We start from the raw sequence: 18,362 nt of genomic DNA, 5'->3' as shown, positions 1-18,362 counted from the left end.
AGGCAGGTTAGGTAAGTGCAAAGCGTGTCCAAACCTTTGAGCGCCAGCGACGGATCATGACGATGCCGCGTAGCCATTCATCCATACCAATGGCAATCCAGGCACCGAGTATGCCGTAGCCCCAATGAAGTCCAAGTAAGTAAGCAAACAGAACTGCGATGCCCCACATACTTAAGATCCCCATTTGTACTGGAAACTTAATATCGCCAGCTCCTTTTAGTGCTGCAATAAAAATCAGGTTAGAAACACGGCCCGACTCAACAAAAATAGAGCCGCCAATAAGCAAGGCTACCAAGGTGACGATTTCTGGATCTTGAGTAAAGAGATCGATCAGTGGGTAGCGGAAAATAAACAAACTAACCACAATGCCCGTCGAGGCTACAAGACCGACTAGGTAGTATTTCTGTACCCGCTCGAGAATGTCATCTACCCACCCTTTACCAATAAAGTAACTGGTCTGAATTTGCCCAGCTTGACCTAGTGCGAGGGCAAACGCGAACGAGACTCGGGTGATGTTCTGTGCGTAAGTAAATGCGGCCAGCGAGGCTGTACCCATTTGCACCACAAAATATACAATCGTCATTTGCGCCATATTGTATGACAGCACTTCGCCGGCATTCATCACGCCAATTTTCATGATCTTCTTGTACAGCGCGCTAGGAATATCGCGCCAGGTGGCAAATGGTAGCTCGATTTTTTTCGCTCGTACCATGCCAATCATTAGTAGAGTTCCAATGACCTGGCTCACCACGGTTGCGGTGGCAACACCACTAACACCAAATACTGGTAGTCCAAAAGGCTGATACAGCGCAATGTAGTTGCCGGCAATATTAATCACTCCAGCGATCAGGTTGATCATCATCGGTGAACGAGAATAGCCATGGCTGCGAAGAATGGTGGTGAGCACAATGCCTAATGTGACGTTGAAGGTCATTGAACCACTAATAATCAAATAGTCATAACCAAAGGCGGCCACCTGCGCTTCCAGGCCAAACATGGCGATGAAGTGCTCTGCACCAACAAAGAGTGCTAAGCTAAGTCCAACACCGACAATAAGTGCGAGTAAGATACTGGCAACGCCCGTTTGTGCTGATTCCGCAAACTTGGACGCACCATTGTACTGAGCGATCAAGATCCCTGTGCCACTGCTGACCATCATGGAGACAACGATAAGGAAAAAGCTGATCTGGGTAATGACCCCAACAGCGGACACGGCTTGGTCTGAGTAGCCACTGAGCATAAATACGTCGGTCGTATTGAGCGCAGTACGTAGTAAAACCTCGATAAAAATAGGCCACGTCAGCGCAACGATGTTCATTCTATTACTCAGCGCTGAAGCACGGTTCGACATTGTTTTCACCTAGAGTTGTTGTGGTTTTTGGGTAAATGGGCGGCAAGTTTACTCTCAATGGCTATAAACACAACACAATAATGAGGATGGACAGTCAGATTGACATGTTTGTCTGTGGACCAGGGCGTACTCCTTGCAGAGTAGCAGGGAAGTCACAGCATCATTAACGTGGCATTAAAGTAGTCAATTAGCCTGACCGGAGTCATTTTGACATGATTTTTAGTTGGGTCATTTTGACTTTGTTTTATGTAACTAGTCGATATAACCTTGAAAAATAGGAATTTTCTTGTTGGTATGCTTTATGCAGTATCGAATTGTAAAAGTTAAATTGAGTGATTGAGTATGATTAACATCGTCGACAAAAAGGCTGAAGAGGCCATTCCAGCATGGCTACGCTTAGGGTTTCGCCCGTTTTTCTTGTTTGGGAGTGTGTACGCGATTGTTGCCGTCGTTGCATGGGTGATCATGTTTCAACATGGGCAACCGAGTACATTAGCGGTACCCGCATTGTGGTGGCATGCCCATGAAATGATTTTTGGTTTTGCGATGGCTATCGTTGTCGGCTTTGTATTAACGGCCGTACAAACTTGGACCGGGGTAAATGGAACTAAGCATTATCGGTTATTGATTTTGGTGGGGCTTTGGACGGTCACCAGAGTGCTGTTTTGGACGCCAGCACCCCTGTGGTTAATTTCATCGATTGAGTCGTTATTTATTGCCTTAGCGGCCTACGAGGTTGGGTTTAGAGTCTACCGTTCGAAAGGGTGGCGCAACCTATTTTTTGTACCGCTTTTTCTACTGGCTATTTTTGCCAACTTTGCTAGTTACGCGGCGATAAAAGGAATGCCTCCGTTTAGCGCTGCTGCAGTTTGGCAAGCTATGCTGTGGTGGTTCACCCTACTGCTGTCTATCATGGGAGGACGGGTTATCCCATTTTTTGCTGCGCGTCGCTTTCAATATGATAAACCGCAGCCGATCACTTGGCTCGAATGGTTGGCGACAGCTCCTTTAATGGCGTTGTTTATACTGAGTTTCTTTCCAATGGTTTTTGCTGAACTTAGCCAGCCGTTGATGATATTTGCAGGTCTAGTGCAATTGGTGCGCTGGGGGCGTTGGAAACCTTGGCTAACCCTGTCAGAGCCTTTGGTATGGTCATTGATGCTCACTTATCTTTGTTTACCACTAAGCTTGCTGAGTCGCGGCTTACTCTCAGATGCTTTTGCTTCTCATGCGATGTTGCACCTGTTTGCGGTAGGGGCGCTCGGTGGTTTGGTGCTCGCGATGATAAGCCGTGTGACAATGGGGCATACGGGACGTGCCATTTATAAAGGTCCAAAGATGTCTGTGGCCTTTATTGCCATCATTGTGGCAGCTTTAATACGCAGTGTGGGCGTCGCGATTTGGCCGCAGTATATGTTCATTTTGGTGGATGTGAGTGCCGCTTTGTGGACTCTGGCGTTTGCAATGTACGTGTTCCATTTTGGAAAAATGCTCATTACGCCTCGGGTCGATGGTCATCCAGGTTAAACTTCAGAACAGGATAAGTTTAAAAACAAAAAAACCAGCCGAAGCTGGTTTTTTTGTATCTATAACGACTAGTAAGCGTCGTTATGGACGGTTTGTACCGCACGACCCGATGGGTCCACACAGTTTTGGAACGACTCATCCCACTCAATGGCTTTTGCAGAAGAACATGCCACTGATGGACCGCCAGGAACACATTTCGCCGCTGACTCTAACGGGAACAGTTCTTCGAAGATCTCACGGTATGCGTAACCTTCTTTGGTCGTTGGCGTGTTGTATGGGAAGCGGAATGCTGCCGTTTCCATTTGCTGATCAGTGATCTTAGCTTCTGCCACTTCTTTTAGGGTATCAATCCAGCTGTAGCCTACGCCGTCTGAGAACTGCTCTTTTTGACGCCATGCGATAGATTCTGGTAGGTAGTGCTCAAAACACTCACGCAGGATGTGTTTTTCCATCTTACCGTTTCCACACATCTTGTCTTCTGGGTTGAGGCGCATCGCCACATCGATGAACTCTTTGTCTAGGAATGGCACTCGACCTTCAACGCCCCATGCCGCCAAAGATTTGTTAGCACGAGCACAGTCGAACATGTTCAGCGCAAGCAATTTACGAACCGTCTCTTCGTGGAATTCTTTCGCGTTTGGCGCTTTGTGGAAGTAGAGGTAACCACCGAAGATTTCATCAGCTCCTTCGCCAGAAAGTACCATTTTAATGCCCATTGCTTTGATCTTACGACCCATTAGGAACATCGGAGTGGATGCGCGGATTGTAGTCACATCGTACGTTTCAATGTGGTAGATAACATCGCGGATGGCATCCAAGCCTTCTTGAATGGTGTAGGTCATCTCGTGGTGTACGGTACCGATTTGGTCTGCTACTTCGCGAGCCGCTTTCAAGTCAGGTGCACCTTCAAGACCTACCGCAAATGAGTGAAGTTGTGGCCACCACGCTGCAGACTGCTCATCGTCTTCAATACGCATGGCTGCAAAACGTTTAGCCACCGCTGAAGTGATTGAAGAATCTAGACCGCCAGAGAGTAGAACGCCGTAAGGTACGTCCGTCATGAGCTGACGTTTGACTGCTGCTTCAAGCGCTTCGGTTAGCTCTTCTTTACTGGTGGTGTTGCCTTGCACTGCAGCATACTCGTTCCAGTCACGGATGTAGTAGCGCTGAGGTTCTGCATCTTTAGAGCCGTAGAAACAACCAGGAGGGAACTCGCTGATGGTCTTACAAACAGGCACTAGGGCTTTCATTTCTGACGCCACGTAGTAGTTACCGTGCTCATCATAACCTTGGTAAAGCGGAATGATACCAATGTGGTCACGACCTACTAGGTACTCATCTTTCTCTTCATCGTAAAGAACGAAAGCAAAGATACCGTTTAGTTCTTCAAGAAGGTCAGCACCCATGTCTTGGTAGAGCGCTAGGATAACTTCACAGTCAGAGTCAGTTTGAAACTCGTATTTACCTTCATAGCGTGCGCGAATTTCTTTGTGGTTGTAGATTTCACCATTAACAGCAAGGATGTGTTTTTTGTCTTGGCTATATAGTGGCTGAGCACCACTGTTAAGGCCAACAATCGCTAAACGCTCGTGCGCTAGGATCGCTTTGTCTGAGGCATAGATACCGGACCAGTCTGGGCCACGGTGGCGAAGTTTCTTAGACATTTCTAGTGCCACTGGACGCAGGGCGGCGGCATCACTTTTTATGTCTAAAATACCAAATACTGAACACATACAACTTCCTTTTAGATGAAATTTAACGCTGATGGGTTCAATTTGCCATCTGCTCAAAAAAAAGCAACCGTGATGAATGAAAAATAGAATAAAAGGGGAGTCTTTTGAGATTTTATTTAATAAAATCACAAATTGGCTAAATAAATTCTATCTCGGGCTATTTTTTATCCAGATAAAGCAAAGTCAGCCACTAAAAAGTGGCTGACTGGAGGGGGCTTATTTTAGATTGGGTTGCAGTTGATCACAGACGTGACGCGCAAAACCGCTACCTGCCTCACTGTAAATGTTAAACGCTGCGTTGACGCCCATTTGTTCCAACTCGGCCAGTTGGTCTGGATAGGCTGCAATCGCGGCGACTTGGCCTTTAAATTGTTTTTTCTGCAGCAGCTCTAGAGCCGTTTGGTTACCTTGGTGGTTTGGCATGGCAAGCAACACCAACTTTACGTGTGCAGTATCAAGTATGCGTTCCCAAAAATCCGGGTCTGTCGCATCGCCAGCAATGACGTTGCGCCCTTCTTGCTGGTGCTGGATCGCAGCGTCTTCACGTACCTCTACGCCCAAACATACTTTGCCGTAACGCTCAAAGAGCTCGTCGTAAGCGCCACTACCAATACGCCCCATGCCTAAGATCAGGACTTGGGCTTCGCCAGGGTTGATAAACTGGTCGCGGGTGTTGATATTCTCTGCAGCTTGCTCTTTAAGCCATTTTGCAGAGCGCAAGTAAATGGCGTGACCAACACGGTTGAGCGGTGCCGCAATGATAAAGGACAGCGACACAGCAATGGCCAGCGCTACTAAGATATCGCCGGAAATCCAGCCCAGTTTGAAGGCGAGACCGCCAACGATGAGGCCAAACTCACTAAAGTTGAATAACGTTAGAGTGGTGAGTAGACAGGTGCGAACTCGGAACTTAAAGGCGTTGATGACCACAAAATAGAGCACGCCCTTGAGCGGCAGCAGTAACACTAACAGTGCACCCAGAATAAAGCCTTGCATGGTTGGCTCGTCGGCCAGACCGATATTAAGGAAGAAGCAAACTAGGAATAGCTCTTTCAGGTTGAATAGGGATTTTGACAACTCAGACGCTTTGCGGTGCGACGCGAGCAGCATACCAAGGATAAGCGCACCGAGATCAGGCTTCATCCCCACCAATTCAAACAGTCCAGCTCCCATCACCAGCGCAAAGAAAATGCCGCTTAACACCAGCATCTCGCCGTGGCCAGCCTTATCGAGGAACTTGAACATAATTGGGCGAAGCAGTGGCAGGGCAAATAGCGCAATGGCGTACCACTCAGGGAATTTACCAGTGGATGCTGTGAGGAAAATGACCGCGAAAATATCCTGCATAACCAAGATACCGATAGCAAGGGTGCCATAGGTCGCGTTCATTTCGCCTTTTTCTTGCAAGGTTTTGACGGCAAATACGGTACTTGAGAAAGAAAGAGCAAAGCCAAGAAGAATGAGCTGATCAATGTCGAGGTTCGCGAGACTGGTCACACCGAGGAATTTCAATCCCAGTAGCAAGAGAGCAAATAGCAAGGTTGAAAGCAGGTTATGAACGGTGGCACCTGCCCAAATTTCTTTGGATAACAGGGTCTTGATATCGAGTTTCAGGCCGATAGTGAACAGCAATAAGGTCACACCAAGATCAGCAAGAGTAGTAATGGTTGGTGTCGACTCAAAGCCAAAGTCATGCAAAAGGAAGCCTGCGAGCAAAAAGCCCACTAGAGGGGGGAGTTGGCATTTGAGTGCGAGAAAGCCTGCAATGAAGGCGACAGTGATAAGAATTAATTCCATATACTTTTATTAACTATCCACAATAAAAAAGACCACACGATTGTGCGGCCTCTATTCTACTCGAAATTTTCCTCAGCGTGCTGAGTTAATTCGCAACATTTGTTCAATCTTCGAGGAGTTTTTGTAACAAAACGCCGTTAAGCATGGCGCGTTTGATCATCGCAAATGCACCCATTGTTGGCTGTTTATCAATCTCTGACGCGACAATCGGTAACTCGTTGTGGAAGGTCGTCAGGGATTGGTTCTCGACATTACGGCGGATAGCTGGGAACACGATCTCTTTCGCCATAGTGATGTCACCAGCGATGATGACTTTTTGCGGGTTAAATAAGTTGATGGTAATCGCAATCGCCTTACCTAATTGGTTACCGACACGAACCAAACTTTGCTTGGCCAGTTCGTCACCATTAAGCGCGTGAGAACAGACGTCTTCAATCGTGATGTGTTCTTTTAGAGCCAGTGTAGACTCGTAGCCTTGATCAATAAGGGTGCGTACACGTTTGACGATAGCTGGGTTAGAAGCCACGGTCTCAAGACAGCCAAAGTTGCCACATTGACACTGCTCGCCAAGTGGATCAATTTGAATGTGACCAATTTCACCCACATTGCGGTTGTGACCCAAGAAGACTTGACCGTTAACGATAATGCCCGCACCGGTACCACGGTGCACACTAACAAGAATAGAGTCTTGGCAATCACGGCTGGCACCAAAATAGTGCTCCGCGAGTGCAAGGCCGCGAACGTCGTTACCAACAAAACATTCAACTTTGAATTGTTGCTTAACCAGATCGGCAAGCTCTAGCTTATCGATGTCAGTGTTCGGCATATACTCAACCACACCTGTCGTTGGGTTTACCAGGCCAGGAAGGGTGACACCAATAGCAATTAACTGTTCGATTTTCGGACTGTGCTCTTTTAGGAACTCACGTAGCTCAACCACCAAACCTTCACTCAGTTCGTTTTGATTGGTGTAGTAGAGCTCTTTGTGAGAAAACGCGAGTTCTTTTCCGCCCAAGTCATACAAAGAAAACGAGATGTAATCACGACCTAAACGAACGGCGACTGAGTGGAAAGGCTCTACAGCGGTGGTGAGTGAGATGGCGCGGCGGCCACCGGTTGACGCTTGCTGAGCGACCTCTTTAATGAGGCCGCGTTCGAGCAGTTGGCGGGTAATTTTGGTAACGCTTGCAGGTGCCAGTTGGCTGACATCTGCAACTTGAATGCGCGAAATAGGCCCTTGCTGGTCTATCAAACGGTAAACCGCTGCGCTATTGAGTTGTTTTACTAAATCTACGTTACCTATTTGTCCGCCATTCATGCTTAATTTTGCTCGTATTGTCCGTTAACAACCGTGCTTTGAACATTGAAGTCTTGATCAAACACAGTCAGGTTAGCGACCATGCCTTTTCTGATGCGACCGAGTTTATTGTCGACGCCCATAGCTTTTGCTGGGTAGAGCGTTGCCATGCGAAGAGCTTCGTCCAAAGCGATACCAGCGTGTTCAACTGTATTTTGAACCGCTTCTATCATGGTCAGTGCGCTGCCACCTAGGGTGCCGTTTTCATCTACGCACTTACCATCTTTGTAATATACTTTCTTACCGACAAAAATAAAGTATTCCATGTCAGCACCCGCCGGAGCTGTGGCATCCGTCACTAATACGAGCTTTTCACCTTTCACTTTATGCGCGATGCGAATATTGGCGTAGTCAACGTGGAAGCCATCAGCAATGATACCAGCATACACATCCGATGAATCGTAAATGGCACCAACAACACCTGGCTCACGGCCAGTCATTGGCGTCATCGCATTAAATAGGTGAGTGGCAAATGTAATACCTGAGTCGAAACCTTTGCGCGCTTCTTCATAAGTGGCATTGGTGTGACCGATAGAGACCACAATGCCAGCATCGCGCAGCTTCTCGATATGCTCTGGTGCATTTTGCTCTGGTGCTAAGGTTACTTTGGCAACCAAATCACGGTGCTCGCAGATCAAATCAATCATCGCTTCGTCTGATTGGCGGATGAAATCTGGGCTGTGGATGCCTTTTTTAGCTACATTTAAGTAAGGACCTTCAAGGTGCAAACCAAGAGAGTGGTTTTGGTACTGGTTATGATAATCGCGTGCTGCAGAAAGAGCTTGGCGCATGTTTTCATCAGAAGATGTGATAAGCGTCGGAAGGAAACTGGTACAGCCAGACTTCAAGTTGGCTCTATGCATGATATGAATGGTTTCTGCCGTGATTTCGTCATTGAACATCACACCACCACATCCATTGAGCTGTAGGTCAATGAAACCTGGGCTTAGGTTCGCACCGTTAAGGTCGATACGCTCGATAGAAGCAAACAGCTCTGATTCGTGGACGATAGATTGGATGGTGTCGCCATCAATGATCACCGCATGATTGGTTAGAACATCAGTACCTGTGAAGACCTTACCGTTCGTTAATGCATACATAGTTAGTGAATCCTTGTGTTGTATTCTCTCTAGCCCGTTACCACGCAGCGTTTGAATCATAATGATTTTACTTGATTTCTAGCTCATAGTAACGAAACAAATTTTTTAGTCAGCAAGTTGTAAATAGTTAAAATAATCAAAGTAACTTAATGATTAATCTGGAGTTGTTGTCGTTTTTTTGTGGTTGCTTGAGGTATAAAGCTTGATTTATATCGCAACTTATTTGCTTGTATTTGCAACTCCAGTGGCCAGAATCCTACTTAGATTTGGCTATTTTTTCGTATGATAAAATAAGTTTTATGATCTCGCTAGCAAAAAGCCTGTTTTTTGGCAAAAACTGGTGATTACGATCACAATTGATAAGGTTTTAATTTGCGGGGCGAATTTAATTCCATACACTGAATAGGACTAAATTGAACGGCTAAAATAAGTCGTCCAAAAATTCAAATCCTATAGGGGGAACTTAAGGTGAATATTCTAGGATATGCGCAGAAGCTAGGTAAGGCATTGATGCTACCTATCGCAACGCTACCAATTGCGGCGCTTCTACTACGTTTGGGTCAAGGCGACCTTTTAGACATTCCATTTATGGCACAAGCTGGTGGTGCGATCTTCGGCCAGTTGCCACTTCTTTTCGGTCTAGGTATTGCTATTGGTCTTTCTAAAGATGGTAACGGTGCAGCAGGTCTTGCTGGTGCGGTTGCTTACTTTGTACTAACAGCTACAGCAACGACTATCAACGCAGACGTAAACATGTCGTTCTTCGGCGGTATCTTCGCAGGTATCATCGCAGGTCACTCTTACAATGCGTTCCACGCGACTCGTCTACCTGAGTGGCTAGCATTCTTCTCTGGTAAGCGTCTTGTGCCTATTATGGCAGGTCTGTTTGCTCTAGTAGCAGGTGCGGTATCTGGCGTGGTTTGGCCTTCAATCCAAGGCGGCCTAGATGCACTAGCACACGCAGTATCTACATCTGGCGCTGTTGGCCAATTCGTATACGGTACTCTTAACCGTGCACTTATCCCTGTAGGTCTACACCACGTACTAAACTCGTACTTCTGGTTCGGTATGGGTACATGTCAAGAAGTTCTAGTTACTGGCGCTCAAGCTGCTGGTCAAGCACTTCCTGCACTACAACAGCTTTGTGTTGACCCAGCTCTTGCTAAGACTCTAGTTGCTGGTCAGTCTCACACATTCGAATTTGCTAACTCAGTAACGCCTGAAATCACAGCAACTGTTAAAGAAGTGACTGAAACAGTTAAGTCTGGTGACCTACACCGTTACTTCGGTGGCGACAAAGGCGCTGGCGTATTCATGAACGGCTTCTTCCCTGTAATGATGTTCGGTCTACCAGGTGCTGCACTAGCAATGTACCTAGCAGCTCCAGCTGAAAAACGCGGTCAAGTTGGTGGCGCACTATTCTCAGTAGCATTCTGTTCTTTCCTAACAGGTATCACTGAGCCACTAGAGTTCATGTTCGTATTCCTAGCTCCAGCTCTATACGCAATGCACGCAGTATTTACTGGTCTTGCTCTGGTGGTTGCTAACATGTTCGGTACGCTACACGGCTTCGGCTTCTCAGCAGGTCTAATCGACTTTATCCTGAACTGGGGTCTAGCAACTAAGCCATTCGTACTACTACTAATCGGTCTTGGCTTCGGTGCTCTATACTTCTTCACTTTCAGCTTCGCAATCCGCGCATTCAACCTGAAGTCGCCTGGTCGTGAAGACGATGACGAAGCAGTAGAAGTTGCATCTGGTGAAGGCAAAAACGGTGACCTAGCTCGCCAATACCTAAAAGCGCTAGGTGGTCACGATAACCTAACGTCTATCGATGCTTGTATCACTCGTCTACGTCTAACGCTTAAAGACCGCTCTGTTGCTGATGAGAAGGTTCTTAAGAAGCTAGGTGCTAAAGGTGTGGTTAAACTAGGTGAAAACAACCTACAAGTTATCCTTGGCCCTCTAGCAGAAATCATCGCTGGCGAAATGAAGTCTATCGGCGCTGGTGAAGACCTATCAGAAGTGAAACTGCCATAATCACTCTGACTCATTGATTTCCATACCAAAGCCTCTCTCATGAGAGGCTTTTTTTATGCCTTCCGAACCTTGCAAATCCCCTGTCTATAAATCAGTACTAAAATAATCTTATGAAAATGCGAGTTCTTGTTGAGGTTTCTCAAAGAATTGTGGATCATTAGCGTTTATATATCTGACAATACTTAAAACATAGAGGTGTTATAGATGAGTGAAGCTGAGGCTCGTCCATCGAACTTTATTCGCCAAATCATTGATAAAGATTTAGCGGATGGCAAGCATACTAGCGTGCATACTCGTTTCCCGCCGGAGCCGAATGGCTACCTGCACATCGGTCACGCGAAATCTATTTGTTTGAACTTCGGTATTGCTCAGGACTACCAGGGTCAGTGCAACTTGCGCTTTGATGACACCAACCCTGAAAAAGAAGACGTTGAATACGTTGAGTCAATTAAGAATGATGTAAGCTGGTTGGGCTTCGATTGGTCTGGTGAAGTATGTTATTCATCAAACTACTTCGACAAGCTTTACGAGTATGCGGTTGAATTAATTAACAAAGGCTTAGCGTACGTTGAAGAGCTAAGTCCAGAGCAGATCCGCGAGTACCGTGGTACGCTAACCGCACCAGGTAAGCCAAGTCCTTACCGCGACCGTCCAGTAGAAGAAAACCTAGCGCTATTTGAGAAAATGCGTGACGGCGGCTTTGAAGAAGGTACGGCATGTCTACGTGCAAAAATCGACATGGGCTCATCGTTCATGGTGATGCGCGACCCTGTTCTATACCGTGTTCGCTTTGCTGAGCACCACCAAACAGGTGACAAGTGGTGCATCTACCCAATGTATGACTTCACGCACTGTATTTCAGATGCGCTAGAAGGCATTACGCACTCACTATGTACACTTGAATTCCAAGATAACCGTCGTCTATACGACTGGGTGCTTGAGAACATCACTATCGATTGTCAACCTCGTCAGTACGAGTTCAGCCGACTAAATCTTGAATACACAGTGATGTCGAAGCGTAAGCTAAACCAACTTGTGACTGAGAAATTGGTTCACGGTTGGGATGACCCACGCATGCCGACCATCTCTGGTCTACGTCGTCGTGGTTTTACGCCTGCATCTATCCGCGAGTTCTGTAAGCGTATTGGTGTAACCAAGCAAGAAAACATGATCGAGTTTGGTTCACTAGAATCTTGTATTCGTGATGACCTAAACGAGAACGCACCTCGTGCGATGGCAGTACTTGACCCAGTTAAGATTGTTATCGAGAACTACGAGGGTGAAGGTGAGACTCTAACGCTTGCTAACCATCCGAACAAAGAAGAAATGGGCACTCGCGAAGTACCATTTACTCGTGAAGTTTGGATTGAACGTGAAGACTTCCGCGAAGAAGCGAACAAGAAGTACAAGCGTTTGGTGCTAGGTAAAGAAGTTCGTCTACGTGGCGCGTATGTGATCAAAGCTGAGCGTATCGAGAAAGATGACGCGGGCAACATCACGACTATCTTCTGTAGCTACGATCCAGAAACGCTAGGTAAAAACCCAGCAGACGGTCGTAAAGTGAAGGGCGTAATTCACTGGGTATCAGCGGACAAAGGTCTTCCAGCAGAGATTCGTCAATACGACCGCCTATTTACCGTAGCAAACCCAGCAGCGGCAGATAACTTTGCTGAAACCATCAACCCTGATTCACTGGTTGTGATTAACGGCTTTGTTGAGCCAAGCCTAGCCGCAGCGAAAGCTGAGCAAGGTTTCCAGTTTGAACGTATGGGTTACTTCTGTGCGGATTCTAAAGATTCAACTGCTGACTCTTTGGTGTTTAACCGTACTGTTGGTCTTCGTGATACTTGGGCCAAGATTGAGGCGAAATAAGCCGAGTTGCTTCCTGTCAGGCTTCCCTACACAAGGGAAGCCTGCATGAGCGATACGGCTTACCTTGAGTTCGAGCCATAAAAAAACCAGCCATTAGGCTGGTTTTTTCATATCTAAAGAAAGACTTACTTAGGCTTGTGTGCCTTAGGGTCGGTCTTACATGCGCCACCGATACATTTACCGTAAAGGTACAAGCTGTGGTTAGTCAGCTCAATGTTGTATTTCGATGCGATTTCTTTCTGACGAGTCTCGATAAGGTCATCAGAGAACTCAATCACTTCCCCACAGTCTAGACACACTAGGTGATCATGGTGGTGTTGAGTTGATAGTTCAAACACTGATTTACCGCCCTCAAAGTGGTGGCGAGTAACAATACCAGCATCATCAAATTGGTTAAGTACGCGATAAACTGTTGCTAGACCGATCTCTTCGCCAAGGTCGATAAGCTTTTTATACAAGTCTTCTGCGCTAATGTGTTGGTACTCTGGCTTCTGCAGTACTTCTAAAATTTTTAGTCGAGGCAACGTGACCTTCAGTCCCGCGTCCTTAAGTGCCTTGTTATTGTCTGACATAAACTTTCCTGTGATGATCTGCAGCAATAAACAGATTTCATGTATCCGTCCATTATAGGGTACTAGCGCGTAACAATAAACCGTGAAGTTCAAAGGGTTACTAACTATTAACATAGAAGTGGAACTGTATCACTTTACAAACACATCTGACCAGTTACAATCTGTTTACATTTAGTGGGCTTGCAGTAATGGATGGATCCGATGGATAAACGACTCGCCAAAATTTACAAACCTAAGTACGTGAAGTTCGCGCTGAACATCTGGCCGCCATTTTGGGGAGCGGGCATCCGTATCGAAGAGATCAGTGACGATTTTCGCAGTGTTAAAGTGCGTTTGAAATTGCGTTGGTGGAACAAAAACGCCAATCGCTCTCAGTTCGGTGGCAGTATATTTGCGATGACGGATCCTATTTACTCTTTGATGTTAATGGGAATTTTGCGTGAGCAGTATTACGTTTGGGATAAGGAAGCCAGCATTGATTTTATTAAGCCGGGCTTTTCTGATCTGCGAGCAGAGTTTGTTATCAGCCAAGAAATGCTCGATGACATTTTGAAGAGCACACAGACTGGTGAGAAGTGTTTCCCTGAGTTTGTCAGTCATATTCAAAACGACAAAGGCGAGATAGTGTCGACGATCCAACGTAAGCTCTACATTCGTAAAAAGGCGCAGTTTCGTGATGTTGAGACTGAGTCGGTGAATGCTTAATATTTAGGCGGGTCCCGCTACATTCAGATACAAAAAAACCTCCATTCGGAGGTTTTTTTCAAAGCGTTGAGATCAGTCTTCTAGCTCAGCTAGGCACATCTCTTCATAAAGCTGTTTGGTCCAGCTTGATACACGCTCATCAGTAAGCTCTGGCTGGCGATCTTCATCGATACATAGACCAACAAATTGAGACTCATCACCTTCAACTAGCGCTTTAGATGCTTCAAACTCGTAACCTTCGGTTGGTGTGTAACCGATGATCGTGCCGCCTTTTGCTTCAACGATGTCACGTACTGTGCCCATCGCGTCACAGAAGTACTCTGCGTAATCTTCTTGGTCGCCGCAGCCAAAGATAGCCACTAGCTTTGTTGAGAAGTCGATGCCTTCAAGTTCTGGGAAAAAGTCATCCCAGTCAGCTTGTGCTTCGCCGTAGTACCAAGTTGGGATGCCAAGTAGAAGCAGATCGAAGTTGTCGATGTCTTCTTTGCTGCTTTTAGCAATGTCTTGAACGTGAACGAGCTGTTTACCCAATTGTTTTTGGATCATCTTTGCAATAGCTTCTGTGTTGCCAGTATCGCTACCAAAGAATAGACCTACACTTGCCATAAATTCAGTACCTTTTTATCTGTCTTCGTTGGACTCAGGAACGGAGGTCATTAACCTAGCCCTGTACCTTCCCAGCTAAGCTGAATAATGCCTTTTGCGACAAAACCTGCACAGCCTAAGAACAGCACAAGCCACACAATACGTCGACCAAACGCGGGGACATTGCCTTGTTTTAATACATCTTTGATTGCCATGCCGATCAGAAAAAAAATCGACGCAAACAACAGATCCAAACCAATGGACTCGAGTTTATCTATATAGTCGTAAAGCATGGTATTCCTTTGTGCCAATATGCTTGCGCGGAACTATACCATTGTTGCTCGCTAAAGTTAATCCATGGAAATCAACCCGCTTACGATACAGGTCAAATTAAATGAATTTGCGTATCGCGCGCAGCACTTCATTGGGTTTTTCTGCGTGCAGCCAGTGCCCAGTATTCGCGACAATGTGCACTTTAATCTGACTAAACTGCTGTTGAATGAGCGCTTGGTGATCGGCTTGTAGATAGTCGGAATCAGCCCCTTTGAGGAACAAAACTGGCGTCTCGGTTTTGCCGATAGGTTCCCAGTCGAGTATGTGCCAGTAATTTTGCTCGAGTCCGTTGAGGTTGAAGCGCCACCCCATGTGCTCGCCGGCATTATACAGCGACTTGCCCAAGAACTGACGTACACCCTCGATTTCAATATGTTCGCTCATAACGGCCATGGCCTCGGCACGCGTTTTCGGAGTTTGCTGACAAACGGCGTTGAGGCCTGCAAGCACATTGTCGTGACGGCGGGTGGTGTATTTGACTGGAGACATGTCCATCACTACCAGCTTCCCAATCGGATAGTCAAAATCGCACAGTTTCATGGCGACTTTTCCCCCCATAGAATGACCGATAATGATAGGGCGTTCGATCTGGAGTTCTTGGAGTAACTTAATGATATCACTGGCCATTAGTGCATAATTATGCTCATCGCTGTGAAACGAGCGACCGTGATTTCTTAGATCGACACTAATGACGTCATGATCCTGTTTAAGTTCTCGGGCGAGCACGCCAAGGTTATTCAGGTCACCAAACAGTCCATGGATAAGAACAACTGGCGTACCGTGACCTTCTCTTTTGTAGTTTAATAAAGCTGACATTTTCTGTTATTCGTGATGTGTTTAACGTGGAGGTTCATCGCGGAACTCGTTATAATCACCCAGAGTTTAAACATAGAGATTGTGAAAAGCGAATGAAAACAATTGAGGTTGATGAGGATCTATACCGTTACATTGCAAGCCAGACCCACCACATTGGCGAAAGTGCTTCAGATATCTTACGACGTTTATTAAAGGTAGATGCAGCCGAGACGGAACAGAGACCCGCTGCCGCTAAGACGATTGTCGTGAGTAAACAGGCACCAAAAGCAGAAGTTGTCGATTCAGTGAAAGAGATGCGCTCGCTACTGATTTCTGACGAGTTCGCTGGACTGAAAAAAGCCATTGATCGCTTTATGCTGGTGCTATCGACATTGCATCGCTTAAACTCAGAGAGCTTTTCTGAGGCGACACAAGTAAAAGGCCGCAAGCGTGTCTACTTCGCAAACAATGAAGCGACGCTACTAGAGAGCGGCAATACCACCAAGCCAAAAGCCATCCCGAATACGCCGTTTTGGGTGATCACCAACACCAATACTAGCCGCAAAAGGCAAATGGTCGAGCAGGTGATGACCATGATGGAGTTCCCCGCAGAGCTCATCGAGAAAGTCACGGCTTCTATCTAAGATTTTCGATTTAAACCTCATAATGTTCAAATTAAAACGAGTATTATGAGGTTTTTTGTATTTTTAAGCTTAAATTTGAAAGGACGTCAGTTATGGCTATTCACCCACGCGCGGGCCAGAAGGCTTTGCAAGAAGATCTTCATAATATTCCAGCGCTTGTATCCAACTATTTTCTAATTCAACCAGAGGCGGGCAACACAGCGCAAAGCGTTCAGTTTGGCACTTCTGGTCACCGCGGCAGTGCGGATAAAGCTACTTTTAATGAAAACCACATTCTTGCTATTGCACAAGCAGTCGCAGAAGTACGCGCTGAGAAGGGTACAACAGGCCCTCTGTTTGTCGGTAAAGACACCCACGCTTTATCCGAGCCAGCGTTTGCGACTGTGGTTGAGGTGCTGGTGGCTAACGGTGTTCAAGTGATTGCTCAAGCAGACAATGGTTACACACCAACGCCAGGTATCTCGCATGCGATTTTAACACACAACCTAGTGAGCGATGATAAAGCGGACGGCATCGTGATCACGCCATCGCATAACCCACCGCAAGATGGTGGCATCAAGTACAACCCGACTCATGGCGGTCCTGCGGAAGCTGAGCTAACTCAAGCGATTGAAGATCGTGCAAACGAAATCATCAGCAACGAGATGAAAGACGTGAAGCGTCTACCTATCGCCGTTGCTAAAGCGAACGATTTGTTTGTAGAGCGCGACTTGGTGAAGCCTTATATCGATGACCTAGTCAACGTTATCGATATGGAAGCGATTCAAAAAGCGGGTCTTAAGATTGGCGTTGATCCATTAGGTGGTTCGGGCATCGATTACTGGCGTCAAATTGGTGCTGCGTACAACTTAGATCTGACTTTAGTCAGCGAAGCGGTAGACCCTTCGTTCCAATTCATGTCGCTTGATAAAGATGGCGTGGTTCGTATGGACTGCTCATCGCCATACGCAATGGCGGGTCTTCTTGCACTTAAAGATGACTATGACCTAGCATTTGGTAACGACCCAGATTACGACCGTCACGGCATTGTTACACCAAAAGGTTTGATGAATCCAAACCATTATCTAGCGGTGTGTATCGACTACCTATACCGTCATCGTAGTGAATGGCGTGCTGATGTTGCTGTGGGTAAGACGCTGGTATCGAGCGCACTTATCGACCGTGTTGTTGCTGACCTTGGCCGCACGCTGTGTGAAGTACCAGTAGGGTTCAAGTGGTTTGTTGATGGCCTGTACAACGGTGAATTCGGCTTTGGCGGCGAAGAAAGTGCCGGCGCGTCCTTCCTTCGTAAAGACGGTACGCCTTGGTCAACAGACAAAGATGGCATCATTCTGTGCTTGCTGGCAGCAGAAATTACCGCGGTAACGGGTAAAAACCCACAACAGTACTACGAAGAGCTAGCGGCTAAACACGGTGAGTCTAAGTACAATCGTATTCAAGCTGTGGCAAATACTGAGCAGAAGAACGTGCTTAAGAAGCTATCGCCAGAAATGGTATCGGCAGAAACACTGGCAGGCGATGCGATTACCGCACGTCTGACGCATGCTCCAGGCAATGGTGCTGCTATCGGTGGTCTTAAAGTGACAACAGCAAATGGCTGGTTCGCTGCACGCCCATCTGGCACAGAAGATATCTACAAAATCTATTGTGAAAGCTTCAAAGGTGATGAGCACCTAAAACAGATTGAAGCAGAAGCACAAGAGATTGTGAATCAAGTATTTGCGGATGCAGGTCTGTAAGCTTAATCTGACAAAAAACGATTAGCTCAGCTATTAATAAAACTATAGAAAGCGGTCACCTTGGGTGGCCGCTTTTTTTGCGCTAGTTTATCTGTAATAGCTATCCAAAATTAGTGAATAAAATTCAGATAAAAAAACACCGCCATAGAGGCGGTGTAAGAAAATTTGACAGACAGGTCAAAATACAGGAAGTACACACATCAACTAGGGGA

General features: G+C 46.5%; 15 protein-coding genes. 6 read left to right on the top strand and 9 right to left on the bottom strand.

The window, feature by feature from the left end:
• Positions 1–7 precede the first annotated feature (7 nt).
• Positions 8–1,351: an MATE family efflux transporter gene (locus AAA946_RS12860; RefSeq protein WP_338165207.1), complete on the bottom strand. Its 1,344-nt coding sequence runs from the start codon at positions 1,349–1,351 to the stop codon at positions 8–10.
• A gap of 342 nt (positions 1,352–1,693) precedes the next feature.
• On the opposite strand from AAA946_RS12860, the gene AAA946_RS12855 reads away from it, so the two are divergent.
• On the top strand, positions 1,694–2,878 hold the full coding sequence (locus AAA946_RS12855; protein ID WP_338165206.1) for an NnrS family protein: 1,185 nt from the start codon (positions 1,694–1,696) through the stop codon (positions 2,876–2,878).
• Positions 2,879–2,946: 68 nt separating this feature from the next.
• Here AAA946_RS12855 and asnB read toward each other — a convergent pair whose 3' ends face one another.
• The 4 genes from asnB to nagA form a co-directional block, all read right to left on the bottom strand.
• Positions 2,947–4,611, bottom strand: coding sequence for an asparagine synthase B (asnB, locus tag AAA946_RS12850; RefSeq protein ID WP_112459620.1), 1,665 nt, complete (start codon positions 4,609–4,611; stop codon positions 2,947–2,949).
• A 216-nt stretch (positions 4,612–4,827) separates the two neighbouring features.
• Positions 4,828–6,408 (bottom strand): cation:proton antiporter family protein, encoded by a 1,581-nt coding sequence (locus AAA946_RS12845; RefSeq protein WP_338165205.1) that lies wholly within the window; start codon positions 6,406–6,408, stop codon positions 4,828–4,830.
• 103 nt (positions 6,409–6,511) lie between these two features.
• The gene (gene nagC, locus AAA946_RS12840; protein ID WP_338165204.1) at positions 6,512–7,726 is read right to left on the bottom strand and encodes a DNA-binding transcriptional regulator NagC; all 1,215 of its coding nucleotides are present in this window, start codon (positions 7,724–7,726) and stop codon (positions 6,512–6,514) included.
• A 2-nt stretch (positions 7,727–7,728) separates the two neighbouring features.
• Positions 7,729–8,865, bottom strand: a complete 1,137-nt coding sequence (nagA, locus tag AAA946_RS12835) for an N-acetylglucosamine-6-phosphate deacetylase (RefSeq protein ID WP_338165203.1) — start codon at positions 8,863–8,865, stop codon at positions 7,729–7,731.
• Positions 8,866–9,333: 468 nt separating this feature from the next.
• Between nagA and nagE the strand changes: the two genes are divergently transcribed.
• Both nagE and glnS read left to right on the top strand, forming a co-directional pair.
• A complete protein-coding gene (gene nagE / locus AAA946_RS12830; protein WP_338165202.1) occupies positions 9,334–10,905 on the top strand; it encodes an N-acetylglucosamine-specific PTS transporter subunit IIBC in 1,572 nt (523 codons plus the stop codon).
• 204 nt (positions 10,906–11,109) lie between these two features.
• Positions 11,110–12,777, top strand: a complete 1,668-nt coding sequence (gene glnS, locus AAA946_RS12825) for a glutamine--tRNA ligase (RefSeq protein ID WP_338165201.1) — start codon at positions 11,110–11,112, stop codon at positions 12,775–12,777.
• Positions 12,778–12,902: 125 nt separating this feature from the next.
• On the opposite strand, the gene fcrX is transcribed toward glnS, so the two are convergent.
• Positions 12,903–13,349 carry a ferric iron uptake transcriptional regulator FcrX gene (fcrX, locus tag AAA946_RS12820; protein ID WP_112459624.1) on the bottom strand — a complete coding sequence of 149 codons (447 nt, stop codon included), beginning with the start codon at positions 13,347–13,349 and terminating at the stop codon, positions 12,903–12,905.
• 201 nt (positions 13,350–13,550) lie between these two features.
• On the opposite strand from fcrX, the gene AAA946_RS12815 reads away from it, so the two are divergent.
• The gene (locus AAA946_RS12815; protein WP_338165200.1) at positions 13,551–14,054 is read left to right on the top strand and encodes a DUF4442 domain-containing protein; all 504 of its coding nucleotides are present in this window, start codon (positions 13,551–13,553) and stop codon (positions 14,052–14,054) included.
• Positions 14,055–14,126: 72 nt separating this feature from the next.
• Here the strand turns inward: AAA946_RS12815 and fldA are convergent, their stop codons facing one another.
• The 3 genes from fldA to AAA946_RS12800 all read right to left on the bottom strand — a co-directional run bounded on the left by fldA (position 14,127) and on the right by AAA946_RS12800 (position 15,788).
• Entirely contained in the window at positions 14,127–14,660 is a 534-nt protein-coding gene (gene fldA, locus AAA946_RS12810) for a flavodoxin FldA (RefSeq protein ID WP_338165199.1), read from the bottom strand.
• 50 nt (positions 14,661–14,710) lie between these two features.
• Entirely contained in the window at positions 14,711–14,932 is a 222-nt protein-coding gene (locus tag AAA946_RS12805) for a DUF2788 domain-containing protein (protein ID WP_338165198.1), read from the bottom strand.
• Positions 14,933–15,029: 97 nt separating this feature from the next.
• A complete protein-coding gene (locus AAA946_RS12800) occupies positions 15,030–15,788 on the bottom strand; it encodes an alpha/beta fold hydrolase (RefSeq protein ID WP_338165197.1) in 759 nt (252 codons plus the stop codon).
• A 92-nt stretch (positions 15,789–15,880) separates the two neighbouring features.
• Between AAA946_RS12800 and seqA the strand changes: the two genes are divergently transcribed.
• Positions 15,881–16,411 (top strand): replication initiation negative regulator SeqA, encoded by a 531-nt coding sequence (gene seqA, locus AAA946_RS12795; protein ID WP_338165196.1) that lies wholly within the window; start codon positions 15,881–15,883, stop codon positions 16,409–16,411.
• A 92-nt stretch (positions 16,412–16,503) separates the two neighbouring features.
• On the top strand, positions 16,504–18,150 hold the full coding sequence (gene pgm, locus AAA946_RS12790; protein ID WP_338165195.1) for a phosphoglucomutase (alpha-D-glucose-1,6-bisphosphate-dependent): 1,647 nt from the start codon (positions 16,504–16,506) through the stop codon (positions 18,148–18,150).
• Positions 18,151–18,362 lie beyond the last annotated feature (212 nt).

It is taken from the genome of Vibrio sp. 10N (genome assembly GCF_036245475.1).
Classification (GTDB): domain Bacteria; phylum Pseudomonadota; class Gammaproteobacteria; order Enterobacterales; family Vibrionaceae; genus Vibrio.
Note: the sequence above shows the minus strand (reverse complement) of the source record. Positions and strands in the feature narration are given on the sequence as shown.